The 23,589-nt window shown below is 53.1% G+C and carries 25 protein-coding genes and 2 pseudogenes; 7 read left to right on the top strand and 20 right to left on the bottom strand.

Annotation, left to right across the window (positions count from 1 at the left end; translation table 11 throughout):
• Nucleotides 1-17: 17 nt before the first annotated feature.
• Nucleotides 18-1,502 (bottom strand): sugar ABC transporter ATP-binding protein, encoded by a 1,485-nt coding sequence (locus ACUTQW_RS02875; protein WP_006324764.1) that lies wholly within the window; start codon nucleotides 1,500-1,502, stop codon nucleotides 18-20.
• 222 nt (nucleotides 1,503-1,724) lie between these two features.
• Nucleotides 1,725-2,654 carry a sugar ABC transporter substrate-binding protein gene (locus tag ACUTQW_RS02870; protein WP_004943157.1) on the bottom strand — a complete coding sequence of 310 codons (930 nt, stop codon included), beginning with the start codon at nucleotides 2,652-2,654 and terminating at the stop codon, nucleotides 1,725-1,727.
• Between the two features lie 534 nt (nucleotides 2,655-3,188).
• Here ACUTQW_RS02870 and ACUTQW_RS02865 point away from each other — a divergent pair.
• The 3 genes from ACUTQW_RS02865 to dcuR all read left to right on the top strand — a co-directional run bounded on the left by ACUTQW_RS02865 (nucleotide 3,189) and on the right by dcuR (nucleotide 6,480).
• A complete protein-coding gene (locus ACUTQW_RS02865) occupies nucleotides 3,189-4,031 on the top strand; it encodes a class I fructose-bisphosphate aldolase (protein WP_004943153.1) in 843 nt (280 codons plus the stop codon).
• Between the two features lie 123 nt (nucleotides 4,032-4,154).
• On the top strand, nucleotides 4,155-5,756 hold the full coding sequence (locus ACUTQW_RS02860; RefSeq protein ID WP_037432692.1) for a sensor histidine kinase: 1,602 nt from the start codon (nucleotides 4,155-4,157) through the stop codon (nucleotides 5,754-5,756).
• Nucleotides 5,757-5,760: 4 nt separating this feature from the next.
• Nucleotides 5,761-6,480, top strand: coding sequence for a two-component system response regulator DcuR (dcuR, locus tag ACUTQW_RS02855; RefSeq protein WP_004943147.1), 720 nt, complete (start codon nucleotides 5,761-5,763; stop codon nucleotides 6,478-6,480).
• Here the strand turns inward: dcuR and pcaD are convergent.
• Nucleotides 6,477-7,268 (bottom strand): 3-oxoadipate enol-lactonase, encoded by a 792-nt coding sequence (pcaD, locus tag ACUTQW_RS02850; protein WP_006324760.1) that lies wholly within the window; start codon nucleotides 7,266-7,268, stop codon nucleotides 6,477-6,479. The two genes, dcuR and pcaD, sit on opposite strands and share 4 nt — an antisense overlap.
• A gap of 131 nt (nucleotides 7,269-7,399) precedes the next feature.
• Here pcaD and ACUTQW_RS02845 point away from each other — a divergent pair, with 131 nt between their 5' ends.
• Complete coding sequence (locus ACUTQW_RS02845) at nucleotides 7,400-8,320, top strand: LysR substrate-binding domain-containing protein (RefSeq protein ID WP_006324759.1); 921 nt, start codon at nucleotides 7,400-7,402, stop codon at nucleotides 8,318-8,320.
• Here the strand turns inward: ACUTQW_RS02845 and ACUTQW_RS02840 are convergent.
• The 10 genes from ACUTQW_RS02840 to ACUTQW_RS02795 form a co-directional block, all read right to left on the bottom strand.
• Nucleotides 8,304-8,654, bottom strand: coding sequence for a hypothetical protein (locus ACUTQW_RS02840; protein ID WP_006324758.1), 351 nt, complete (start codon nucleotides 8,652-8,654; stop codon nucleotides 8,304-8,306). The two genes, ACUTQW_RS02845 and ACUTQW_RS02840, sit on opposite strands and share 17 nt — an antisense overlap.
• Nucleotides 8,655-8,710: 56 nt before the next feature.
• The gene (locus ACUTQW_RS02835) at nucleotides 8,711-9,124 is read right to left on the bottom strand and encodes a hypothetical protein (protein ID WP_231106858.1); all 414 of its coding nucleotides are present in this window, start codon (nucleotides 9,122-9,124) and stop codon (nucleotides 8,711-8,713) included.
• Between the two features lie 23 nt (nucleotides 9,125-9,147).
• Nucleotides 9,148-9,468 (bottom strand): hypothetical protein, encoded by a 321-nt coding sequence (locus ACUTQW_RS02830; RefSeq protein WP_006324756.1) that lies wholly within the window; start codon nucleotides 9,466-9,468, stop codon nucleotides 9,148-9,150.
• A gap of 179 nt (nucleotides 9,469-9,647) precedes the next feature.
• Nucleotides 9,648-9,866, bottom strand: coding sequence for a hypothetical protein (locus ACUTQW_RS02825; RefSeq protein ID WP_020438860.1), 219 nt, complete (start codon nucleotides 9,864-9,866; stop codon nucleotides 9,648-9,650).
• A gap of 223 nt (nucleotides 9,867-10,089) precedes the next feature.
• A complete protein-coding gene (locus ACUTQW_RS02820; RefSeq protein WP_006316720.1) occupies nucleotides 10,090-10,305 on the bottom strand; it encodes a helix-turn-helix domain-containing protein in 216 nt (71 codons plus the stop codon).
• A gap of 7 nt (nucleotides 10,306-10,312) precedes the next feature.
• The gene (locus tag ACUTQW_RS02815; protein ID WP_037430751.1) at nucleotides 10,313-10,876 is read right to left on the bottom strand and encodes a DUF2975 domain-containing protein; all 564 of its coding nucleotides are present in this window, start codon (nucleotides 10,874-10,876) and stop codon (nucleotides 10,313-10,315) included.
• 156 nt (nucleotides 10,877-11,032) lie between these two features.
• Nucleotides 11,033-12,232, bottom strand: coding sequence for an enoyl-ACP reductase FabV (gene fabV / locus ACUTQW_RS02810; protein WP_004943136.1), 1,200 nt, complete (start codon nucleotides 12,230-12,232; stop codon nucleotides 11,033-11,035).
• A 246-nt stretch (nucleotides 12,233-12,478) separates the two neighbouring features.
• A complete protein-coding gene (locus ACUTQW_RS02805) occupies nucleotides 12,479-12,829 on the bottom strand; it encodes a DUF4377 domain-containing protein (RefSeq protein WP_037432686.1) in 351 nt (116 codons plus the stop codon).
• Nucleotides 12,830-12,944: 115 nt separating this feature from the next.
• Nucleotides 12,945-13,484 carry a cysteine hydrolase family protein gene (locus tag ACUTQW_RS02800; protein ID WP_006324749.1) on the bottom strand — a complete coding sequence of 180 codons (540 nt, stop codon included), beginning with the start codon at nucleotides 13,482-13,484 and terminating at the stop codon, nucleotides 12,945-12,947.
• Between the two features lie 273 nt (nucleotides 13,485-13,757).
• The gene (locus ACUTQW_RS02795) at nucleotides 13,758-14,111 is read right to left on the bottom strand and encodes a hypothetical protein (RefSeq protein ID WP_006324748.1); all 354 of its coding nucleotides are present in this window, start codon (nucleotides 14,109-14,111) and stop codon (nucleotides 13,758-13,760) included.
• 427 nt (nucleotides 14,112-14,538) lie between these two features.
• Between ACUTQW_RS02795 and ACUTQW_RS02790 the strand changes: the two genes are divergently transcribed.
• Nucleotides 14,539-15,279 (top strand): alpha/beta fold hydrolase, encoded by a 741-nt coding sequence (locus ACUTQW_RS02790; protein ID WP_020438856.1) that lies wholly within the window; start codon nucleotides 14,539-14,541, stop codon nucleotides 15,277-15,279.
• A 515-nt stretch (nucleotides 15,280-15,794) separates the two neighbouring features.
• Here ACUTQW_RS02790 and ACUTQW_RS02785 read toward each other — a convergent pair.
• A pseudogene (locus ACUTQW_RS02785) lies at nucleotides 15,795-15,890 on the bottom strand (IS1-like element transposase); the annotation flags it as partial.
• 350 nt (nucleotides 15,891-16,240) lie between these two features.
• On the opposite strand from ACUTQW_RS02785, the gene ACUTQW_RS02780 reads away from it, so the two are divergent.
• Nucleotides 16,241-18,076: a TonB-dependent receptor domain-containing protein gene (locus ACUTQW_RS02780; RefSeq protein WP_020438855.1), complete on the top strand. Its 1,836-nt coding sequence runs from the start codon at nucleotides 16,241-16,243 to the stop codon at nucleotides 18,074-18,076.
• Here the strand turns inward: ACUTQW_RS02780 and ACUTQW_RS02775 are convergent.
• Nucleotides 18,073-19,437: an ATP-binding protein gene (locus ACUTQW_RS02775; protein ID WP_020438854.1), complete on the bottom strand. Its 1,365-nt coding sequence runs from the start codon at nucleotides 19,435-19,437 to the stop codon at nucleotides 18,073-18,075. The genes ACUTQW_RS02780 and ACUTQW_RS02775 overlap by 4 nt on opposite strands.
• Nucleotides 19,434-20,168: a response regulator transcription factor gene (locus tag ACUTQW_RS02770; protein ID WP_006324742.1), complete on the bottom strand. Its 735-nt coding sequence runs from the start codon at nucleotides 20,166-20,168 to the stop codon at nucleotides 19,434-19,436. The genes ACUTQW_RS02775 and ACUTQW_RS02770 overlap by 4 nt, the downstream gene beginning before the upstream one ends.
• 130 nt (nucleotides 20,169-20,298) lie before the next feature.
• Between ACUTQW_RS02770 and ACUTQW_RS02765 the strand changes: the two are divergent.
• A pseudogene (locus tag ACUTQW_RS02765) lies at nucleotides 20,299-20,505 on the top strand (tyrosine-type recombinase/integrase); the annotation flags it as partial.
• 316 nt (nucleotides 20,506-20,821) lie between these two features.
• Here ACUTQW_RS02765 and ACUTQW_RS02760 read toward each other — a convergent pair.
• The 4 genes from ACUTQW_RS02760 to ftnA form a co-directional block, all read right to left on the bottom strand.
• Nucleotides 20,822-21,163, bottom strand: coding sequence for a YebY family protein (locus ACUTQW_RS02760; protein ID WP_004943126.1), 342 nt, complete (start codon nucleotides 21,161-21,163; stop codon nucleotides 20,822-20,824).
• A gap of 69 nt (nucleotides 21,164-21,232) precedes the next feature.
• The gene (copD, locus tag ACUTQW_RS02755) at nucleotides 21,233-22,114 is read right to left on the bottom strand and encodes a copper homeostasis membrane protein CopD (RefSeq protein ID WP_006324741.1); all 882 of its coding nucleotides are present in this window, start codon (nucleotides 22,112-22,114) and stop codon (nucleotides 21,233-21,235) included.
• A 3-nt stretch (nucleotides 22,115-22,117) separates the two neighbouring features.
• The gene (gene yobA / locus ACUTQW_RS02750; RefSeq protein ID WP_004943122.1) at nucleotides 22,118-22,501 is read right to left on the bottom strand and encodes a CopC domain-containing protein YobA; all 384 of its coding nucleotides are present in this window, start codon (nucleotides 22,499-22,501) and stop codon (nucleotides 22,118-22,120) included.
• A 305-nt stretch (nucleotides 22,502-22,806) separates the two neighbouring features.
• The gene (ftnA, locus tag ACUTQW_RS02745; protein ID WP_004943119.1) at nucleotides 22,807-23,325 is read right to left on the bottom strand and encodes a non-heme ferritin; all 519 of its coding nucleotides are present in this window, start codon (nucleotides 23,323-23,325) and stop codon (nucleotides 22,807-22,809) included.
• Nucleotides 23,326-23,589 lie beyond the last annotated feature (264 nt).

Raw genomic sequence — 23,589 nt, 5'->3', positions numbered from 1 at the left:
GGTGGTTCACCTTTGCGTTATTCAGAGGCCAGCGCCAGGATTTTTTCCTGATCCGCTTCTTCTTTATCCAAAATGCCGGTAATACGGCCGCCGTGCATGACCATCACCCGGTCGCTCATGCCGAGGATTTCCGGCAATTCCGAGGACACCAAAATAATGGCGACGCCACGGTTCGCCAGCTCGCTGATCAGGCGATAGATTTCCGCTTTCGCCCCCACGTCGATACCGCGCGTGGGCTCGTCGAGAATCAATATTTTCGGCTGCGCCAGCAGCCAGCGGGCGATAAGCACCTTCTGCTGATTGCCGCCGCTCAGGTTATTGATGATTTGATCCATGGTCGGGGTTTTGATGTTGAGCTTTTTGATCTGCTCCATGCAGTCTTTGGCCATTTGCACATGGCTGACAAACCCGTTCTTGCCGATGTATTCCGACAGGTTGACGATACTCATGTTCTCGACCACCGACAGCACCAGAAACAACCCGGACTTTTTGCGATCTTCGGTAAGAAAAGCCAGCCCCAGCTCGATGGCCTTTGAGGGAGAATCAACCGTTGCCGCCTTACCCTCGATAAAGATGCTGCCACCGTCCGCCGGGTGCATGCCGAACAAACTTTCCATCACCTCGCTGCGGCCTGCGCCCACCAGCCCGGCGACGCCGAGGATCTCGCCACGTTTAACGCTGAACGAGACATCGTGGAACCAGTCCGAACGCCGCAACCCTTCGACCCGCAGCACTTCCTCGCCGATATTGTTGTTGAACTTGGGGAACATTTGGGTCAGTTCGCGTCCCACCATCATGGTGATCAGCGACTGCTTGGTCAGGTTTTCGGTTTTATCGCAGGCGATAAAGGTGCCGTCGCGGAAAATACTCACTTCATCGGTGATGGCAAAAATCTCATCCATCTTGTGGCTGATATAAATAATGCCTTTGCCCTGTTCACGCAGCTCGCGAATGATGGCGAACAGGTGCCCGACCTCGCTTTCGGTCAGCGCCGAGGTGGGTTCGTCCATAATCAGGACGTCTGCGTTATAGGAAACCGCCTTGGCGATCTCCACCATTTGCTGGCTGGCGATGCTAAGTTCGCCGACCAGGGTCTCCGGTTTTAACTTGATGTTCAGCCGCGACAGCAGATCGCGGGTTTTCCTGTTCAGCTCGTCATGATTGACGAAGCCAAGCCGCACCGGTTCACGCCCCAGCCAGATGTTTTCCGCCACCGTCATATAAGGCACCAGGTTAAGCTCCTGGTGAATCATGGAAATACCCGAATGCAGCGCCTGCAGCGTATCGCTGAAGATCACCGGCTCGCCTTTTATTTTAATGGTGCCTTCATCGGGGTGATAAATGCCGATTAAACATTTCATCAGCGTCGATTTACCCGCGCCGTTCTCCCCCATTAACGCGTGTACGCTGCCTGGTTTGATTTTAATTGAGACCTTGTCCAGCGCCTTCACGCCGGGGAACTGCTTACTGATGCCTTCAGCCTCAAGAACATAAGGATACATACTGATAACCTCCGCCGTTCGTCAATGCATCCCTGCCGTATTTACCGCCGTGTGCCGGGTAAATACGGCAAGGGATATATACCCGTCGCCTTTCAAACTGCAGCGTTGTTACCTGCTCTTGCTTACCCCAGTTACTTACTAAAGTAAGCGCCTGGGGATTAGCAAGCTGGGCGCCTAGCTGCAGCATGAAATTCATAGGGTATAGCCGCGCTGCTTTAACGCTTATTTTCTGTTCTTGTCGGCAAATTCCTGATAATTGGCCTTGGTGATCAGTTGGTAAGGGATCAGCACATTGCTTTCCACTTTCTCGCCTTTCACCAGTTGAATAGCGGTTTGCACCGCGCCCTCACCCTGGCCTTTGGCGTCCTGGAATACGCTCAGCGCCAGATCGCCCTTCTTGATGAACTCCAGCGCGTCCGGAGTGCCGTCAACGCCGGCCACCAGCACGCCGCTTTTCTTCGCCTGCTTCAGCGCCAGGATAGCGCCGATGGCCATTTCGTCGTTATTGGAGGCGATGGCATCAATCTGCTGACCGGTCAGCACCCAGTCGGTGGTAATGTCGACGGCTTCTTTACGGCCCCACTTGGCGGTTTGTTTATCGAGGATTTTGATGCCGGGGTACTTGGCCGCCACCTCTTCCACACCGCGAGTACGGTCGCGGGTCGCTTCATTGGACAGCTCGCCCATCAGGATCATCACGTTGCCCTTGCCGTTCATCTGCTTGGCCAACTCTTCCATTTGCAGCTTACCGGCCAGTTTGGAGTCTGAGCCCACATAAGCCATGCCCGCCGGCAGCGTGACTTCCGGACGACGGTTGACGAACACCAATGGGATCTTGGCGTTTTCCGCCAGTTTGATCATCGGCTTCACGCCCTGGGTATCGACCGGGTTGAGAATGATGGCGTCGACGCCCTGACTGACAAAGTTTTCGACCTGTTGAATTTGCTGGGCAATATCCCCTTTGGCATCTTCAAACTGACCGCTGACGTTGCCGTCCGCCTTCATTTTGTTCTGCATTGACTGGCGCAGGATGGTGAGGAAGTTATCATCGAAATAAGCCATTGAAACGCCGATCTTGATGTCTTTCGCCAACACGCTGGCCGGCAACATGCACATCAGTACCGAGGTGACGATCAGTTTCTTCAGCTTCATGTTCTGTACCCTTTAATCGTTAGAATGAAGATGCCTGTTGATTTGACAGCTAATGAAAAATATTTTTTACATTCAAACAACAATCCGGTCGGTGTTATCCCTTTGATACGGCAGATTTACCGCTTTTTCTGCGTATTCGGGCGGTGTGTAAAATTTTGATCTATATCTCAAAATAGAATAAAAACAACAGATTGAAATATACACCTTGGCGGTAAATTCAGGTCATCACGCCATTATCAAATGTTTATTTCATAATTGAGATTATTGAAACTTTTTAACTCAAACAAGCGAAACATGCGTTTTGGAATGACCAAGTAACAAAAACATGACACGGATCTAACAAATGGCGCAAAAGCCATCAACCCTGTGTCGGCTTTGCTGCGCTCAGCCGCAGTTAACGCCCGCAGCAATAGAAAATGGCGCGCGGGTTTCTCAGTAAATGTGCGAGCGAGCGCGCAGTTTGCGGTTTCCCCATTTCATGCTCATGCTTACTCAGCGATACTGGATATATCCCTATTTTCAGGAGGATCTGACATGCAGCTCAGCAGTAAGGTACGGATGAACCGGCTGTTTAATAACGGCAAATGCCTCGATGTGGCGATCGACCACGGCATCGCCAATGAACCGGATTTTTTGATCGGCCTGGAGGATATCGAACGGGTCATGGGCAGCTTGATCGCCGCCCGGCCGGATGCCATTCAGGTTAATTACGGCCAGGCGGATTTGCTGCAACGCTCGCCGCAGCGCGACAAACCGGCGCTGGTGATGCGCACCGACGTCGGCAATGCCTATAACGCCGCTCGCCACCGCGAAATGTGGGCGGTGCTGCATAACCCGGACGCACCGATCCTCGCCGCGCTGCAAATGGATGCCGCAGCGGTGGTGGTTAACCTGTACCTGATCCCCGATGAGCCGGGCATTTTCCGCCAGTGCGTGGAAAACATCGGCCGGCTGCGCCATGCCTGCGATCGCTACGCCATGCCGCTGATGATCGAACCGCTGGTGATGGCCCCGCCCGGCCAGGGCGCCGCTTACGGCTCGCTGGGCGATGTGGAAAAAATGGTGCCTCTGGTACGGCTGGCACGTGAACTGGGCGCCGACATTATCAAGGCCGATCCGACCGAGCGGGTGGACGATTTTCACCGCATCGTGGAAGCGGCACGCTGCCCGACGCTGGTGCGCGGCGGCGGCAAAGGCGAACTGGGCGCGGTGCTGGAGAAGTCCGCCGCACTGATGGCGCAAGGCGCATCCGGCATGGTGTATGGCCGTAACGTTTATCAGCACAGCAATCCGTCAAAAGTGGTCAGTGCGCTAATGGCGATCATCCACCAGGGCGCCAGCGGCCAGCAGGCGCTGGAAATCTACCATCAGCCCTGAAGGCGGCTTTTGTAACTAAAATAATCCCTCACCCGGCGGCGGCATGTTATAACCTGCTGCCGGTCACTGCCCTGCAGCCTATTCCCCGCAAGAATCGTTGATATCGCCATTCGGAGAACCGCCATGCCCAAACAACGGATCCCACTGAAGCTTAGCACCACGCTCACGCTGATGGTGTCCGCCATTATTGCTTCGGTGCTGCTGGTGGTGTTTGCGCTGTTTTTTGTGCAGATGAACCAAGAGGGGCAAGATCAGTTACAGCAAAAAGCCATGGCGATTGCCAATACGCTGGCGCTCTCTTCCACCGTGGTCGAGGGTCTTGAGCGTCAGGATCGCAGCGGCGAAATCCAGCGCTTTGCCGAGCAGGTGCGTAAGCAGAACGAGCTGTTGTTCGTGGTGGTGGTCGATATGAAAGGCATCCGTTACTCGCACCCCAAACCCTGGCGCATCGGCCAGCATTTTATCGGCGAGGATCTGGAGCCGGCGCTGCACGGCAAAACCAACAGCGCCATCACTCGCGGTTCGCTGGGGCCATCATTACGGGTTTTTGTCCCGGTCTATGACGCGCAGCGGCAGCAGATCGGCGTGGTGTCGCTCGGCATCGCACTGGATACCGTCCGCCGAGTGGTGGGCGAAAGCCGCTGGATTATTTACTGGACCATCGCCTTCGCCGCGCTGGTCGGCACGCTCGGCACCTTCTTCCTGGTGAGAGCGCTGAAGCGCATCATGCTCGGCTTTGAACCCTACGAAATATCCAACCTGTTCGAACAACGCAACGCCATGCTGCAGTCCATTAAAGAAGGCGTGATTGCGGTCGATAATCAATCGCGCATCACCATCGTCAACGATGAAGCCAAACGGCTGCTGCGTCAATGCGGGCCACTTGAGAATTTGCTGCTGGAATCTGCCAGCAAGCATTGGCCGGCCCTGTTGCATCTGGCGGAGGTGCTGGCCAGTGGCAAGCCGCTGCGCGACCGGCAGATTAATTTTAACGGCAGCGAGCTGTTAACCAATACCGTGCCGGTGATCGTCAAAGGCCAGGTTATCGGCGCCATCGCCACCTTCCGCGATAAAACCGAGGTCAGCCAGTTGGTGCAGCGCCTGAGCGGCATGGCGCACTACGCCGACGCGCTGCGCGTGCAGTCGCATGAGTTTATGAACAAGCTGCATGTGATCCTCGGTATGTTGCATATGAAGGCTTACCAGCAGTTGGAAAACTACATCATCAACACTGCCAGCAACTATCAGGAAGAAATCGGCGCGCTGCTGCGCAAGATCCAGTCGCCGGAGGTCGCGGGCTTCTTTATCGGCAAGATCAGCCGCGCCCATGAGGCAGGCATTGAGCTGACCATTGATGAGGCCAGCCTGCTGCCGGAAACCGACGATGCGGAAACCACCCATGTGCTGATCAGCGTGCTGGGCAATCTGATTGAAAACGCTATCGACGCCATCGACGGCGTTGAAGGGCATGAGATCAACCTGAGCTTCCATCACAATGAGGATCGCTTACACTGTATTGTCAGTGATGACGGCCCCGGTATCGATCCGGCTATCGGCGCGCGTATTTTTGAGCAAGGGTTTTCCACTAAAGGGCCGGGGCGCGGTATTGGGCTGGCGCTGATCCGCAGCAGCCTGGAGAAGTTGGGCGGCAGCATTGATTTCGACTCTGAACCGGGTGAGCTAACCCAATTTTTTGTGCATATCCCCTATCGGGCCAAGGACTGAACCCATGATTAACGTATTGATTATCGATGACGATCCTATGGTAGCGGAGCTCAATAAATACTATTTGAGCCAGGTCAGCGGTTTTCACTGCCAGGCAACGGTCGCCACGCTGGCGCAGGCGCGCGCATTGCTGGCCGACGCCAACGTCCCGGTCGATCTGGTGCTGCTGGACATTTATATGCAGCAGGAAAACGGGCTGGATCTGCTGCCCGGCCTGCGCGAACTGGGCGAAAAAACCGACGTCATCATCATTTCTTCCGCCAGCGACGTGGACACGGTGCAACGCGCGCTGCACTACGGCGTGGTGGATTATCTGATCAAGCCTTTCCAATTCACCCGTTTCAAAGAGGCGTTGAACAACTACCAACAGCAGTCGCAGATCCTGGCGCAACGCGAGTTTTCGCAGAGCGACGTCGACAGCCTGCTGCGCCGCCAGCCCAGCAGCAGCGAAGGCAAGAAGCTGCCGAAGGGGCTGACCACCATCACGCTGAGTACGGTGTGCGAATGGATTGAGCAGCAGCATGACGGCGAGTTCTCCACCGACAATCTGGCCAACGCCATCGGCATCTCGCGCGTTTCCTGCCGTAAATATCTGATCTATCTGGCAGAAAGCGGCATCCTTGGCACCCGTATTCTGTACGGTACTACCGGCAGGCCGGTCTATCTTTACCAACTGAAGCCGGACGCCCTTGCCATGCTGAAAGAGTATTGCCGGCCGGCCTAACCGGTCAGAAAATCCAACAGCGCCGCCAAAAAATCATCGGGCAACTCGACGTTAGACAGGTGCACCACCGGCAACACCAGTAACTCTGCGCCCGGCACCGTACGGGCCAGCAATTCACCCTGCGGCAGCGTGGTAACGGTGTCATCCCTGCCGGCGATCACCAGCGTCGGTGCCAGGATCAATGCCGCCGTACGGCGCATATCCAGCTCGCGAACGGCGGCAAAACACCCGGCCAATCCCTGCATGGGGGTGGCCAGCAGCATAGTGCGAAATCGGGCCACCGTCGCCGCATGTTGCTGCCGGTATGCTGTCGAAAACCAGTTGGCCAGAAACCCTTCTGCAACGTCGTGCATGTCAGCCTGCCGCAGTTCGGCAATCCGCTCGTCCCATTGCCCTGCCGGCCCCAAATAAGACGAGGTGTTGGCCAGAACCAGCTTTTCGATCCTCTCAGGCGCATGTACGCCAAGCCACTGCCCGACCATGCCCCCCAGCGACAGGCCGCAGAAGAACACTTTCTCGAGCTGCAACGCATCCAGCAGTTCAAGCACGTCGCGCCCCAGCCTGGCGACCGAATAGGCTCCCGCCGGGGCGTCTGACGCGCCATGCCCTCTGCCGTCGTAGCGCAGCAGGCTAAAGTGCGCGGATAACGCCGCAATGTGATCGTCCCACATCGCCATTGCGGTGCCAATCGAGTTGGATAACACCAAAACCGGTTTATCGGCCGCGCCGTCAAACCTGTAGGCAATCTTGCAACCGTCACCGGCGGTAATAAAAGACAAGCTGTTCATGGTCACCCCAAGAGCCCTTGAGCGCGGGAGGATCCCGACGCCCGATATCCACTATGCTATAGGATTAAAGAAGGCTGACGAGCGCCTTAAATGACCGGCTGTGTAGCCTGACGGGAACCCCCATTTTGACCATGAACGATCGTCTCACCGGCATTACGACCTTCGTACGGGTGGTCGAAGCCGGCAATTTTTCGCTGGCCGCCGAACGCCTGCACCTGACCCGCTCTGCCGTGGGTAAAAGTATCGCCCGGCTTGAGCAGCGCCTCGGGGTTTTGCTGTTCCACCGCAACGCCCGCGGTCTGAGCCTGACCCACGAGGGCCAGGCCTATTACGATCGCTGCCTGCGCGCGCTAAGCGAACTGGATGCCGCCGACGCCGAACTGGACAGCGGGCGGCGAGAACCGCAAGGCACTTTGCGGGTCAGCGCACCGAAACTGCTGGGCCGCCACTGTATCACCCCGGTGCTGATGGCGTTGGTCGGTCGCTACCCTAATCTGCAGGTCGATATCGCCTTCAATGATCGGGTGGCGGATTTGGCAGAGGAAGGTTTTGATCTGGCAATACGTATCGGCCCGCTGAATGACAGCGCGAACATCATCGCCCGTCGACTGGGCGGCCAACACCTTGCACTGTGTGCAGCGCCTGCTTATCTGGCTGCGCATGGTAACCCGCAAAGCGTTGCCGCGCTCGATGGCCACAGCGGCATCGCCTATCATCGGTTTGGTGAGGACGTCGGTTGGCGCCAACTCCAGGCCGATGCCGCTGCGAGTAAACTGAACATCGATATCCGCCTACGCCTCGACGATCTGCATTCGCTGGCCGATGCCGCCGTTGCCGGCGCCGGGTTGGTATGGCTGCCAAACTGGCTGCTGGCGCGCTATCTCCGCTGCGGCGAACTGGTGCCAGTGCTCGGCGATATTCACCTGCTGCCCAGCGATATTCATGCCGTGTGGCCACAGACTCGTTATCTTCCGGCCAAAACCCGCGCAGCTATCGACACCTTATTGGACCGGATGCCGGCGATGTTACTGGGGATCAATGACGGCGCTTGAGATTCGGGAAAGCCTTATCGCGGCCCGGTAGCCGGCAAGTTCCGTCCTGCTGGGATTTATTGCCGCAACGACGTTCACCGAACATCGTGCTGTTGCGCCGCCGGTTCGCCTCTTCGGTCGATCCCCGTTGCCGTTCCCGTTCAAGCGCCTTTTCATTGGCCAACGCCACCCCTTCGGCGCTCCATATCTTATGCTGTAGCCCGCTGCGCTTTTGCCGGTAATCCTCAGAAATTTTGTTATCCAGCGGTTGTGCGGCATGGTATTGCAAATCAACCAGCGCTTGTGAAGAGAAAGAACAACACTGCGCCACGCAGGCCAAAAAAATCCGTTTCATCGATGCACTCCCAACATTAAATTTATCCTGCTCCACCCACGGCTCAGTACCTGCCTTTAGTTGAACCTTGCGCGACAAAAAGTACCGACATACAAGCGATGCGCCCCCATCACTGGAATTGGCAACCGCCTGACCAGCAGGCAAGGATTCGCCACAGAGGCCGAGCCGCACAGACGTTCTTTGCGCTGGCGGTGCTCCACCGTGGGTAACTCGGATTCCAATCGATGGATGGTGGCCTCCAGCGCTTTTCGCTGCGCCCGCAAATCGGCAAGCCGCGCCTGTTCCGAACGGATTTGCTCTACGTACCAGAGATGTTGCAACAGCCCGTTAAACCGCTGCCGATAGTCAACGGCATCGTCTTTCGCATCAGAGGCTGCGTGCTGAGCGTGCCGGTCGACAAATGAATAGCAACAGCAAGACGCCAGCAAGGTGAACGCCGCCGCAATCACAGAGGTCAATTTCAAAAGCATAAACTCCATTAATGCCGTTGGGGCTAGCAGCCGTCGATAAGCAACGGCTGTTCTTCGCGTGGCAAGGCCGACGGATGCGGTTCACCCGTGGCGGAAGCAGTTTTTCCCTGGGCCTTGCAGCCTTTACGCAGGGCCAGCATATTGTCTTCGCTTGGCGTCGCCATCAGCGACCGCTGTTTTTCATTACCCATTTCGTCCCACAGGCCGTGGGCTACTTCTTTCAGTTTCTTGCGAAACAACACAGGCGAGACCCCTTCATGCTCCCGATCATAACGGGCGGCGGTGGCCGGGTAGCTCCAGGGAAACAATAAGAATATAAAAATAACGGGAATGCCTTTTTCCACAATAAACTCCTGTAATAAGCCCGATGCAGGCGCTCATTTCCATAAAATCAAAAGAGGCATTATTTGCCATTAAAATAAACGTTGACCGAGAGAAAACACATTAACCGAACAATAATAAACCTTAATTAAATGGTCAGTATTGAGGCTTATAATTCGCAGGCATAATATATTTATGCTGATTAGCGATCCCATAACCGGGACCAGTCCAGGGTTCCGCCGATGCTGGGCGAGCCTTCGTTCAATACGGAATAGGCCGATTCACCGCTGCCAATGCGTTGTTTTTGTTCCCGCGTTGCCCGCACGGGCGGCTCCCAGGACGAATAAGATGAATCTGCATGAATAGCGCTACAGCCACTCAGCAATATTATCAGCGCGGGGATCCCATGACGCAATGCCATATATTCTCCTTAAAATAGACTTAACCGCCGGTGACGGTAAATAAAAAAATCACTTTTTTTAGTTTATTAATCAGAATGTGCCCAGCGGCCATGCCAAGGCAAAACGCATTACTGTTAAATAATGTGGCGAGTGATTTAACTTAAAACAAACAAATAAATCGGCCCAGCGCAGCGGCAATGACACTCAGCAAAGAGAGAGCGGCGCACAAAATGCGCCGCCGCGTCAACCTTCGCTATCAGGTTCCCAGGCCAGCAGATCGCCCGGTTGGCAATCGAGAATACGGCAGATTTTGTCTAACGTCTCCAACCTGACGCCTTTCACCTTACCGTTCTTCAGCAACGATAAATTTTGCTCCGTGATCCCCACCTGCTCCGCAAGCTCCTTCGATCGCATCTTCCTTTTGGCTAACATGACATCAAGACTTACTATTATCGCCACTCTATTCTCACACGAAAGAAAGCTGTTCTTCATTCAGCCGCAACGCTTCCAGGAATACCCGGCTAAACACCAGGATTGCGCAGCCTACGATCAACGAGCGTACCGACTCGCTGTTGACGCCATAATAAATTATTAACAGCATTTTTTCACTGGCGGTCAGTATCATCACCTGCAACATGCCGGCCAATGAAGGGAACAGTACATCGACAATCAGTAAAATGCCGATGATCTGCAGCAACAGCATATTGTTGCGGTGCCAGACATTGCCGCGATAAAACTGATAAAACAGCCCGGCACCGCACAGCAGCGCGCTGTAATAAGGCACGTAGGCGAACATATCCAGCAACAGGGTGGTGAAAATCGCCCAGCGCTGCTGCGGGATAGCGTAGGTATTCAGCTCCGGGTAGTAGTCGCGATAGGCGGCCACAATGCTGTCGAACGCTTCGCCCTGCACCCAACCCTGGATAATCATAAACATCTCCACGCCGGTGCTGATAATCAGCATCGCCATGATCAACAAACACAAGCAACGTACGTAAAGTGGAAGGTGGATCCGTGGCACGGCAGCCATAACAAGTTCATCCTTGGAAAACAGCAATAAGTTATCGTAAAACGATAACTTATTGCTGTCAACGATCAAGTGGACTGATGAGTAGCGACGGGAACAGGCAGGTATGGGCGTAAAAAAGCCGGGATAACCCGGCTTTTTTACGAATACTCGATAGGTTTAGACCAGTTCGATCACGTCGAACTTCGCTTCACCGCTGAGATCCGCTTCGTAATCAACACCCTGCAGACCAAAACCGAACAGACGCAGGAACTCGGCCTTGTAGCCCTGATAATCGGTCAGCTCATTGATGTTGTTGTCGTTGATCTGTGCCCAAATTTCACGGCAGGTGTTCTGCACGTCGTCACGCAGTTCCCAGTCGTCCAGACGCAGACGATGCTTCTCGTCGGTGTCCGGTGCGGTACCGCTGTACAGTTTGGTGGCGAACAGACGCTGGATTTGCTCGATGCAACCTTCGTGGATCCCCTGAGCCTTCATGATTTTGAAGACGATGGCGATGTACAACGGCATTACCGGAATGGCCGAGGAAGCCTGAGTCACTACCGACTTCAGCACCGCAACGTAAGCCGCGCCGCCTTTGGCCTTCAGCTTCTGATCGATGGCCTGAGCCGCGCGATCCAGATCTTCTTTTGCTTTGCCCAGCGTACCGTGCCAGTAGATTGGCCAGGTCAGATCGGTACCGATGTAGGAATAAGCTACAGCCTGTACGTTGTCTGCCAGCACGCCGGCTTCTTCCAGCGCGTCCATCCACAGCTGCCAGTCCTGGCCCCCCATCACTTTGACGGTATCGGCAATTTCTTGCTCGTTGGCAGGTTCAACCACGGCTTCTACCAGCACGTCTTTGTTGGTGTCGAGCGCCACGGATTTGTACGGTTCGCCGATAGGTTTCAGCGCCGAGCGCACCACTTCACCGGTTTCCGGCATTTTACGCACCGGGGAAGCCAGCGAGTAAACCACCATGTCGATCTGACCCAGGTCCTGTTTGATCAGGTCAATAACGGTCTGACGGCATTCGTTGGAGAAAGCGTCGCCGTTAATGCTTTTCGCATACAGGCCTTCTTCTTTAGCTGCCTTATCAAAACCGGCAGAGTTGTACCAACCGGCAGAACCGGTTTTGCCTTCGCTGCCCGGCTTTTCAAAAAATACGCCGATGGTGGCCGCACCGCTGCCGAACGCAGCATTGATACGTGACGCCAGGCCGTAACCGGTAGAGGCACCAATCACCAGCACCTTTTTAGGCCCGTTTTTCAGTTCGCCACGGGATTTAACGTAAGCAATTTGCTCGCGGACGTTGGCTTCACAGCCTGCCGGATGAGCGGTGGTGCAGATAAAACCACGAATTTTAGGTTTGATAATCATAGTAATTTTGTCTTGGTAGCTAAAAACCGAAGGACAATATACCTGATTTTCACAATATACTTAAGACAGGCGCATTGCAGAATCGCAACAAGCCCAGTGAGCAGACCAGTCTCGCCCGGTAAACTTCGGCCGCAGAGGGAAATCATAACGCGTGATGGCCTGGGGAGTTTACGTCGAAAAGTACCTTGCCAGTTGGGTACACGGCCATCAGGTCAGGATTTTCGGCCCTGACCTGCCGGGGCGTAATCAGACCTTCTTCTTTTCCAACTGTTCAACCAGCGTATAGCGCAATGAGGACGCATCGGCCGGTACGTTTTCAGCCTGGGTCACCTTAACCTTCAGGCGATAGCGGTAACCCGGTTCAAAGTTGAAGCCTTCAATCTGGCTATAAAACATTTCCCACTGCCCTTGTATTGAATGACGCACCTGCATGCATTTCATTGGGGAGACGCCCATGCAATCCACCAGCGCACTGTTAACCAGTAACACTTCCGTATGGTCACCCTTGTTTTTCTTGGGTTGATTCACTGAGGTTCCCTCTTGGCTGCAGCCAGCCAAACCGGCGGCGGCAACAAATAATAACGCTTGGATTTTCAATGTAATGCACCATTGACTGTTTGGGAGGGAGGGATAGTACCAAAGCTACGGCTACCGGGGCCAGCGGCGTGTTCCGAATTGATCGGCGAACCGAAATCCCCGGCCCGCCGTTTTTTCAGAACTGCACGTCCGCAGTTTGTATCAACTGGGCAAAAGGACCCGAGAGAGTCAGATTATGATGCCTGATTATCGCCTCGGCACTCAGCGCCTGCGTATCGCTGCAAGTGTGCGCATCAGCGACCAGTAGCGTTTGAAATCCCAGCTCACCAGCCTGCCGGCAGGCGGTATCCACGCAATATTGCGTTTTCATTCCTGTTATCGCTAACCGGGTTATGCCCCCTTCGTTCAACTGCTCGGCCAACCCCGTTTGATAGAAACAGCTGGGCCGGTTTTTATCTATAACCCTGTCCACTGCCGCATCGATTGCCAGACGCGGGTGCAGTTGCCAAAAATGACTGCCTGCTGCGATCGCTGACCCTTCTGGCCCGGCATGGCGCACAAAGAATATGGGGCAGCCCGCATCGCGCGCCCTACCAATCAGCGCGTTGATATTAGCCAGAACGCGTTCGCCTTCATAAGGCGGCTCCGGGCCCTCGTACATGCCGAGCTGCATATCAATGATCAAAAGTGCGGTACGGTGATGATGTTGTTGCATGTGAATCTCCGTCGTTACCAACCAGGACGGAGCATAAAGACACCCCGGCCACTGCTGGCGGGGCTTTGGGGAACTGCGCTTTTAGCTCACGCACACCCTCACGGCCCGCCAGAAAAAGGCGGTTGTCGTGGTTGTGGTAGAGGTGAGCAAGGTATATTTCATCACTCGATAATGCTTAAGGTCGGCGGAGGAGTCAATGAGGTTCATAGAGGGCAGATATTACCCAGTGCAACGAGAAAGCCCTGGCAAATTTGCCAGGGCTTTTTTGAGTACTTAGCTTGGAGAGGTTACCGTCAGGTGTTGGGTCGTTATTTGTTCACCATAACTTTCCTCCATATCAAACGAGTATTTAAATGCCCAACTGTCGCCATCTTGATCAACAACCGGCACACCCACGCCAGAGAAGCAACGCCCCTCCAGGGAGATAGCCAAGTAGTAGGCTGCGGCGGAATGCAGTACTTCGTCGTACACAATCGCCGGATCAATCGGCAACGGTAAACGCCCGAGGTATTTGTTTAAAAGGACGGCACCTTCGAACTCACCCCCTACCACTACCTTGGTTAACGCTTTTGCCTGCTCCGGGGTTAGCGTCACACAATTATTCTCATCAATAATCAAATTTGTCATTTTGGTTCCTTTGTCATTATTACTGTATCCATATACAGCGAACGGACTTTATCAACTTATTTACGGGATATCGCATGACTGGCGATGTGCCCTTGGTGATACATCTAATTCAAAAGATCATGAATATTGATAGCTTAATAAGGCCTAAATAATAAACAAACCAAGCTATTAATCACAATCAGAAAAAATCCCCAGAAAAAACATTAAATCAAAAATACAGTTATCGCATTAATCATATCTATTGCAGAGTAATATTTTTTGCCAAGTAACATTGTATGATTATTAATATCGATGTATCATCAAAAACAGATCAGTGAGTCAAATAGAAAGCCAAGATCATCATAATTGTTACCTTTTATTAACCGGTAGTAGGCACCTTCACGCTTAGGAAAAAAACCTCAAAAAATCGCAAAAGGAAATAATTATCATGTTATATACCAAGACTGGTTCTGGCCACCCCATTATTTTTCTGCCTGGATTATTTGCCGGGGGTTGGATATGGAACTCAGTTATTGAGAGCATGGTTGATCATGGATATAGTCCTATAGTATTCAATGAATCAATACCTGTAACTTTTGGTAGCGGCTATAAAAAGGCGAAAGACTCGCTGGATCAGGTGATCGCCTCTTGTAATGAAGCACCTTATTTAGTAGGCAACTCATTGGGTGCATTAATTGCTTTACATTACGCATCCCTCGCGCCCTCTCAGGTTAAAGGCCTTTTTATGAGTGGAGCGCCAGGCCAGATTGAAGCGGATGCCGGCGTATCGTTAAGTGAACTGCGTACGGGCGATACCAAATATGCTCGTTCTTTGATGAGCAATGTTTATTTTGATAAAAGCAAAGTGCCACAACGTGGAATAGATGAAATTTCTCATCTTTTCAGCGATGAACAAATTCATAAAAACATCGTAAGATGGTTATCGTTCAGTAGAAAGTATGATGTCCCAGAGACTCTTAATAAAATGGCCACTCCCACCCACTTTATTTGGGGCGAACATGATATGATAACTCCCATGGAGCCATGGGTTACGCTATCGCAACAATTAAAAAACGTTAGTATGACTGTAATCAAAAATTGCGGACATAGCCCAATGCTAGAGGCACCGCAAAAATTTATAGCCGAATTGTTATCCTTACTAAATACAGAAGTGACTAGTCAAGGATAAGCCATAGTTATCAGATTACTCTACCCCATCTTTAAACCCCGCTATCAATTGCGGGGTAAAGTTGGTTGGCAGAATTCTCGGAACGATTCGGAAAAAATTCGACATAAAAATACATTAACGGCCGGTCATCAAATCACCGGCTCGCCCTCAAACTCGCACGACCCGTCCACGTATTCTAAAACGCGGTACGGATACAGTCGAAGCCAGCACTGATCGATAACGAAAGGCATTTTTGGAAAATAGCCGGAATCCATCCCGGCATTACTTTACATCACATCCCGAGTCATAATACCAAAATCGCATCTGACCCATCAGCAGAATACCCAGCGCTTTTGCCTGCTCCGGGGTTAGCGTCACACAGTTATTCTCATAAATAATCAGATTTGTCATTTTGATCCCTTTGTCATTATTACTGTATCCATATACAGAGAGCGAACTTTATCAACTTATTTTCGGGATATCGCATGACTGGCGATGCGCCCTTGGTGGCAAGGCAAGGGAAGCGAGTCTTTTCACGTGCGCACAACGGTATTAATGCCGATATGCAGCGCTCGTGCAATATTCCGAATACCGGTATTGTTCATGGCAAGGTCAACAATTTGCTCTTTCATTCAGGGCTGACAGGTGCGTAAGCACCATCAGGCAGGAAAGGTCCAGCTGTACCCCCGTGTTGGTATTATCAATAGAGACGCAACTATCTTGGCCAGACATAACCCGCCCGTCTAAATCGCCTGCAGTAAGAGCCGTCAGCCCAACCGGGAAGTTGTCTCACTTTGTCCAATTTATGCAGATACGGATGCGTATGATTCGCGTTTAATATGAATCACACAAGAGACGTTTTATCATGCATCCCCATTTTCATCGCCAACCATTGGCTGTCATCATCAAACTTACGCTACTTCTGCCCGCCTGCTCTTGGGCAAACGAAACAACCGATACCTCAGACTCACAGACAATCGTAGTGACGGCAGCCGGTTACGAACAAACGCAGGAGGATGCCCCGGCTTCTATCACCGTGATCGACGGCAAGGACCTACGTAAACGCTCTTTCCAGAATCTGGGCGACGCCGTACGTGATGTGGAAGGTGTCGTAGTCAATGGCAGCGCCAATGAAACCGATATCTCCATTCGCGGCATGCCGGCCGACTATACTCTGCTGCTGGTAGATGGTAAGCGCCAGAGCGGACGTGATTCACGCGTTAACGGCAACAGCGGTTATGAGCAGAGCTTTGTGCCACCTGCAGCTGCTATCGAGCGTATCGAAGTGATTCGCGGCCCAATGTCATCACTGTATGGCTCTGATGCTATCGGCGGCGTGATCAACGTTATTACCCGCAAGGTATCGCGTGAATGGGGCGGTTCATTCTCTTACGATTACTCTGCGCGTCAACACAGTGACCAGGGCAATGCCGGTCAGACTCAGTTCTATCTCAATGGTCCGCTGATGTCGGACGTGCTGGGGTTACAGGTATGGGGGCGCTATCTCGATCGCCAGGCAGATGATGATGTCCAGACCACCAATGGTTTTACCAAAGCAAAACATAAAGACATCACTGCGAGGCTGTCCTTCACACCGACGCCTAATCAGGATTTTCTGCTGGAAGGTGGTGTGACCCGTCTGAAAAATGGCGACGGGGTCAGCGCCAACTGGGCGACACGCGAACAAAAAAATAACCGTGATCATTGGTCGGCATCACACGAAGGACGCTGGGGCTGGGCCACCAGTAATCTGAGTTTGTCACAGGAAAAAACCAGCCGCGAAGGGCTTGCCAGTAGTACGCAAACGGACGTCCTCGGGCGTAAACCGGAAATAAAAAATACCGTCTTTGATGCCAAACTGATTGTCCCTACCGATTACCACGTCATCACCAGCGGCGTACAGTGGAATGAGAGCGCCCTAACCGACTGGAACCAGGCCGCAGGCGATCGGAAAAACTATAAATTTGATGTGGTGCAAAAAGCGGTATTCGCCGAAGATGAATGGCGTCTGACCGAGAATTTTGCCTTGACCACCGGCCTGCGTCTCGATCACCACGAGCAGTACGGTAACCACTTCAACCCACGCTTATATGGTGTTTGGCACGTGAGTGACGAGTGGACGTTGAAAGGCGGCGTTGCACGCGGCTTTAAAGCCCCCGAGCTACGTGCAGTGATCGATGATTACGCCGTTCTGCGCCGCAACACCTATGTGATGTTCGGTAATTCCGGCCTGAAGCCAGAAACCAGCACCAACTATGAGTTGTCAGCACTCTGGAACAATCGCGATAACCTTTCCGCAGGTGCAACGGTGTTCTACAACGACTTCAAAGATAAGCTCTCCACTGTCACCACCGACCAGATGTGGGGCCGATACATCATTATGGAACGGGTGAATATCGACAAAGCAGTGATTAAAGGCGTTGAGCTGAACGGACGCTGGCAAATTGTGCAGTCTGTGTCGTTGAAGGGAAACTTTACTTACACCGATTCTGAGCAAAAAAGTGGCGCCAATACCGGTGCGCCATTGGCATTAACACCTAAACGCAAGGCCAGTCTGCGCAGCGAATGGGATATCAATGAACATCTGCAAACCTGGGCGGCAATGAACTATTACGGCAAAGAGTTTGGCACCACGGTAAATGGTACCCCGGCACCGGCTTACACGACTGCGGATATAGGCACTTCATACCAGTTGACGAAGGCAGTAACACTGAATGGTGCCATTTACAACCTGAATGATAAACGCCTCGACGATGAAACCTACGGTACCGTCAACTATGGCCGGACTTTCTGGTTTGGCAGTACCGTTACCTTCTAAATTTTCGGTAGTATAACGACAGCACATAACCCGGCAGGCGGGCGATTCTCAAGGATCAGCTCGCCACCGTGGGCATGTACAGTAGCACGGGCAATGGACAGCCCCAGCCCCAGCCCGCCGCCAATCCCCTTATCCTCGAGCATACTCTGGTGGGACAACTGCACAAAAGGCTCGAATACCTGTTCCAGTTCCGAAAGGGCAATCCCTGCCCCATGATCCAACACCTCAATCCGCACATTGTCCGCATCCTGAGTCAGACTGAGAGTCGCCTCTCCCGCATAAATCAGTGCATTATCGATCAGATTGGTCAGTGCTCGCTTCAACGATAAGGGGCGGCATAAGATCTCAATCTGCTCAGCGCCCGGCCATTCAACCGGTTTACCAAGAGTGCGGTAGCGGCGGGCTAAATCGTCCAGCAAACGGGTAATCGACATGCTGACGGTTTTTTCCTGCAAGGCATCCCCGCGTACAAACTTCAGCGTCTCGCTGACCATAGCGCTGAGTTCCTGCAAACTATCCAGCATATCGTCGCGCGCCGGCCCCTCCTCCAACAGTTCAACCTGCAAACGCAGCTCGGTGATCGGTGTATTGAGATCGTGGCTGACGGCGGCCAGCATGCGGGTTCGGCCCTCCACATGCCGGGCGAGGCGCTCCTGCATCAGGTTGAATGCTTGCGTAAGTTCGCGAGCTTCCTGTGGGCCACGCAGCGGTAGCGGCGTAATCCACTCGCCACGGCTGACACGTTCAGTGGCTTCCGCCAGCGACTTCACTGGCTGTACTACCCGACGCATAAAGAATATTACGATCAGGAGCACCGGCATGCTGGTGACCGGCAGCGCATAGGCTAGCAGGCGGCTCCACTCATAAGCCTGCTGGGGATGTTGAACGCCATTCAGATAGCGGCCATCCGGCAGCTTGATGCTGGTACGCAGCCGTAGCGGTTGCCAGCCGGTCGAACGGAACAAATGCTCACGCGCCAACCCTCCATCAGTACGCTCCAACTGCATCACACTATGACTGGCGGAAGGTGCCAAACGAGTAAGGTCGGCAACCAAACGCTGTTCTTCACTGCGCATCGGGAAATAAGGGACATCAGGTCGTGTATCGACCCAAAAATGGGCATCGCTGGTATCAATGGTTCGCAGCAGTTTTTCGCTGTCAGTTGGGCTCAGATGCTGCACCGCCTGATACGCGATAGCGAGACGCTCCAATGCATTGACACGAGACATCGGATGAATAAGCGCACCGGTCAGTTGAATATAAACTATGGCAATGACATTGGAGATCAGTAGTGCCAACACCAGCAGTAACGTCAGTTGATTGGCCATCCGTTTCGGCAGCAGATTATTAAGCCATTTCATGTGCGCATTTCACTGACGTCGGCTGCCAACCGATATCCGCTACCCCAGACGGTAATCAGCACCTCTCTGTCACGCAGAAAATGCGCCAGCTTGCCGCGCAGGCGACTCACCTGACGATCGATGGCGCGGTCAAAAATATCGTTGCCCGGTGATACGCAGAGATCGATTAAGCGGTCGCGGCTTAACACGGTATTGGGGTGATTCAGGAAGGCTACCAGCAGCCGCCCCTCCATCGTACTTAAGGCGATGCCAGACCCATCATCGCTGCTCAGCAAGCCGGTGGAGGGCAAAAAATGCAGCCCGGCAAAGCGATACGCCAGCAGTACAGCTGCTTCGTCGGCAGGAACGGTAACCGCCCCGAATGCGCTGCGCCGCAGTACGCTGTTGATACGTGCCACCAGTTCGCGTGGCTCAAAGGGTTTGACCACATAGTCGTCCGCACCGAAATCCAGCCCACGAACCCGATCGTCGGTGGCGTCTCGCGCCGTCAGCAGAATCACAGGTATGTGGGTTCGTCGTTGCAGTTGCTGGCATAGTTCCATGCCGTCGCCGTCAGGCAGCATCACGTCAAGAATAATAATTTCAAAAGAGAGCCGTTTTAACAGCAGCCACATGGCGGCAGCATTTTCGGCGGTGCGCACGTCAAAACCCTGACGACGCAGATAAACGGCCAGCGGCTCACGGATTTTACGATGGTCATCGACGACCAGTACGCGCGGAGTGATTATCATGCCAACAGCATTCATTGCCTTCTTTCTCTATGCTATTAAAGTCTGTTAAGCGTTGGGCGCTGCCAACTATCCAGACAATATAAATTATCTGCGAATGATTTTCATTTCTATTAGTTATTACCGCGTTAGCCTACAGAAGAGGTACGTCGCGCGAAAAGCTTCTGGACTGGATTTTGAAGAAAGCCCGCCGACGTTCCACGAGATCCGTAGCCTGGCCGGACGGCTGTATGAGAAGGAAAGAGGGAGGGATTTTGCGCAGAAATTACTGGGGCATACTTCCGAGATTATGGCGCTGAAATACCTCAATACGAGGGGAAAAGAATACGTGATGCTATAAAAGACCGAGTATAGAAATTCGGACATCATTCGGACATTTTCGGACGAGACAAAATAAACCGTTATAAATCAACAGCATAAAAAAAGACCGAATACGATTCCTATATTCGGTCTAGGGAAATGGCTCTTGGGAGAGAGCCGTGCGCTAAAAGTTGGCATTTTGTGCAGGGCTTGTTCAGCCATGCACTTTAAGAGTAGCTTACCGCGCTAGTTTTGCCAGCCTCGCACACGGGTGGTGACAGTTACGTTTTGAAATTAATTCCGCGCAATTTTTCAGCACCGATTCACCTCTGGCTAAGCCATTGTGGAGCAAGCCATTAGTTCGCGCACAGCTTCTCGGCGCGCTCACGATATGGCTCTGTGCTCATTTTTTTGCCGGGATTGGCAGCGTCATCCAGCAGGATCACATCCAGCGGCTGGGCGCGCTGCTGCCCTGCTTTCACCTGAGCTTCTGCTGCGGCGTTAAGCGGGTATTGCATCAGCGTGCTGTTGTTCAGTACAAACAGCGCGCCGCCGCTGCGGCATTGCAACGTCACTTCTTCTTTGGTGAACGCCCACTGCTTGCCGTATTCCAGCTTGGTGATGTTAACCAGTTGGTCTGCCGCCAGCGCGCCGGTCGCGGTGGCCAGCAGCGTGATGCCAAGTAATACCGATTTCATGTTATGGCCTTAAGGTTGCTATTTGATTCAATTTTCCCGCAGTTTATAGGCATCCGGCAAGCCGCAATATTACACCGGCGCATAGGTTGCAAATAAACTGACCAGCAGCAGTACGCATGCGCCCAGCACAACCTCAATCCAGCAGGCCAGCACCAACCCGCGCTGTGCCAGCCTGGGTACGCTGCTCATCGCCGGTACGATGGCGTAACGGTTGGCCAGCGCCACCATGACCATCAGCGCCACCAGCGCAGTTTTGAACAACAACAGGCGCTGATATGGCGAAGCCACATCCAGCGGCCAGTTACCGAGAATAATCAAACTGTTAATTACGCCGGTCAAGATAACCAACGCCACCGCCAGGTGCCCCCAGCGCGAGAAACGTATCAAGGTGATCACCGCGTCGCTGCGCCACTGCGGTTGAGCAAGATAGCGCAGGCAGATCAACAGCGGCAGCAGGCTGCCAAACCAGTAACCGGCGGCCACCAGGTGCAGCGCATGGTTAAAACGGTGCAGCGCGCCGAGTGCGCCCCCATGCATTGCCGCATGGCCGATAAACGCCATGCTGACCAGCAGCAACGTGGAAAGCAGCGCCAAAAGCTGCGTGCGGCGTTGATCCGGCAACCACAGGCTCAATACTGCCAGCAGCGACATCCCCAAATGCCAGCGCCAGACCTCGCCGAAGGTGGTGCCCAGCACCGCCCACCAAACATCGGGTTGCCAGGTATCGGCCCAGCCATCCCCCATCTGCCCGGCCTGAATCGCCAGCAGCGCCACGGCAGAAAGCCCGGCAAGCCAGGTGCTGGAAACCAGCAGAGGACGCACGTCACGGGAGAGATACGGGGAAAGGCGCTGCGGCGACAATAAGGCGGTGAACAGGCTGCTGCCAAACATCAGCATCACCGCCGCAAAGTGCACAAAGCGACACAGAACAAACAGGGCCGCCAGACTCATGGCTTAGTTGACGGTGAAGCTGTACTGGCCTTTGGTTTTATGGCCGTCGACCGAAACCACATGCCAGCTAACGTTATATTTGCCGGCAGCCAGATCGTCTTCGATAGGCAAATTGATCTGGGTGTTGTTGTTCGCATCGAGCTGCAATTTACCGGTTTTCACGTTGGCGTCGTTCGGGCCGGTGATTTTCACGCCGCTGAAGTTAGGCTCAATGCCTTCGGAGAAATTGAGCGTCAGCACCTTCGGTGCCGGGCTGACGATGGCATCTTCCGCCGGCGTCTGCACTTTCAAATGGGCATGCGCCAGCGCCTGCTGCGAGGACAACCCGACAAACAACACAAAAATAGTAGAAAGCAGGCGATACGAAGAACGAATTTTACCGATCACAGTGATATCCCTTAAAGCAATAATCGAGGGTGATAAGGGCCAAGGCCGGCGACCATAACCCACCGCAGATGATTGCGCCACGGGTAAACAGAAGAACGGGAATAACGGCTAACCCGCTGTTTTTAACGCCCTACCATCCCTGTAGCGTATCGTATTAAATGATAACGAGACTCGATCCGTAAGTCGAGCAGAACGCTGGCATTCTGCGATCTGGCAGCACGTATCGCTGCTAAACCATGCTAAATGCAGGGCATAAAAAAACCGCGCACCAGGCAAAGCCCGACGCGCGGTTATTCAGCGCAGATTTAACCCTGGCCGTTACCGTTTTCACCGGCTGCGCCCATTTTCTTCAGATCTTTATCGATGAAGAACAGAGCCTTGCCGCTATTGCCCACCAGCGCCAGTTTATCCAGCACGGATTTGAACAGTTTCTCTTCTTCATGCTGCTCAGCGACATACCACTGCAGGAAGTTGAAGGTAGAGTAGTCATGAGCGGTCATTGCCGCATGCGCCAGCTCGTTGATCTGACGGGTAATGAGTTGCTCATGTTCGTAAGTCTGTTGGAACACGTCCGCAAGGGATTCGAACTCAACCGGCGGTGCGGCAATGGTGCCCAGCAGCGGCAAGGAGCCGGTATCGCTCAGATAATCGAACAGACGTTGCATGTGCTGCATCTCTTCCTGAGAATGCTCTTTAAGAAATGCGGCCGCGCCTTCAAAGCCTTTATCGCTGCACCATGCGCTCATTTGCAGGTACATGTTGGCGGAATAAAATTCCAGATTCAGTTGCTCATTCAGCTTTTTGGTCATTTCTTGCGTCAGCATAATTATCCCTTTTATTTTGCAGGTATCGATTTAATTTTTCCGTATTATGCCTTGGTAAGAACAAAATAAAAACACCTGATTTACATCATGAGTCATTTAATTTTTAATCAATTAAAAATCAATATGTTAAAATAAATATTAATTATTCATCTAAATTATTATGATAACTATTTTCATCTGTACATTTACCCCAAAAACGAATCATTCTTATTTAATAAAACAAATAGATTGCATTACCTTCGGCATAATAAATAAGCGCTGATG

Source organism: Serratia sp. TSA_7 (assembly GCF_052692135.1).
The sequence above is the reverse complement of the archived record's forward strand: the minus strand, read 5'-3'. Positions and strand labels throughout refer to the sequence as shown.

Coding starts and splice junctions, on each gene's coding strand:
- ACUTQW_RS02835 (WP_231106858.1), bottom strand. CDS start 9,124: ATGCTTTTGAAATTGACCTCTGTGATTGCGGCGGCGTTCACCTTGCTG.
- ACUTQW_RS02770 (WP_006324742.1), bottom strand. CDS start 20,168: ATGATAATCACTCCGCGCGTACTGGTCGTCGATGACCATCGTAAAATC.
- ACUTQW_RS02790 (WP_020438856.1), top strand. CDS start 14,539: ATGTTATATACCAAGACTGGTTCTGGCCACCCCATTATTTTTCTGCCT.
- pcaD (WP_006324760.1), bottom strand. CDS start 7,268: ATGAACAGCTTGTCTTTTATTACCGCCGGTGACGGTTGCAAGATTGCC.
- ACUTQW_RS02815 (WP_037430751.1), bottom strand. CDS start 10,876: ATGGCTGCCGTGCCACGGATCCACCTTCCACTTTACGTACGTTGCTTG.
- ACUTQW_RS02825 (WP_020438860.1), bottom strand. CDS start 9,866: ATGGCATTGCGTCATGGGATCCCCGCGCTGATAATATTGCTGAGTGGC.
- ACUTQW_RS02775 (WP_020438854.1), bottom strand. CDS start 19,437: ATGAAATGGCTTAATAATCTGCTGCCGAAACGGATGGCCAATCAACTG.
- ACUTQW_RS02760 (WP_004943126.1), bottom strand. CDS start 21,163: ATGAAATCGGTATTACTTGGCATCACGCTGCTGGCCACCGCGACCGGC.
- ACUTQW_RS02800 (WP_006324749.1), bottom strand. CDS start 13,484: ATGCAACAACATCATCACCGTACCGCACTTTTGATCATTGATATGCAG.
- ACUTQW_RS02845 (WP_006324759.1), top strand. CDS start 7,400: ATGAACGATCGTCTCACCGGCATTACGACCTTCGTACGGGTGGTCGAA.
- copD (WP_006324741.1), bottom strand. CDS start 22,114: ATGAGTCTGGCGGCCCTGTTTGTTCTGTGTCGCTTTGTGCACTTTGCG.
- fabV (WP_004943136.1), bottom strand. CDS start 12,232: ATGATTATCAAACCTAAAATTCGTGGTTTTATCTGCACCACCGCTCAT.
- ACUTQW_RS02840 (WP_006324758.1), bottom strand. CDS start 8,654: ATGAAACGGATTTTTTTGGCCTGCGTGGCGCAGTGTTGTTCTTTCTCT.
- dcuR (WP_004943147.1), top strand. CDS start 5,761: ATGATTAACGTATTGATTATCGATGACGATCCTATGGTAGCGGAGCTC.
- ACUTQW_RS02865 (WP_004943153.1), top strand. CDS start 3,189: ATGCAGCTCAGCAGTAAGGTACGGATGAACCGGCTGTTTAATAACGGC.
- ACUTQW_RS02860 (WP_037432692.1), top strand. CDS start 4,155: ATGCCCAAACAACGGATCCCACTGAAGCTTAGCACCACGCTCACGCTG.
- ftnA (WP_004943119.1), bottom strand. CDS start 23,325: ATGCTGACGCAAGAAATGACCAAAAAGCTGAATGAGCAACTGAATCTG.
- ACUTQW_RS02875 (WP_006324764.1), bottom strand. CDS start 1,502: ATGTATCCTTATGTTCTTGAGGCTGAAGGCATCAGTAAGCAGTTCCCC.
- ACUTQW_RS02870 (WP_004943157.1), bottom strand. CDS start 2,654: ATGAAGCTGAAGAAACTGATCGTCACCTCGGTACTGATGTGCATGTTG.
- ACUTQW_RS02795 (WP_006324748.1), bottom strand. CDS start 14,111: ATGACAAATTTGATTATTGATGAGAATAATTGTGTGACGCTAACCCCG.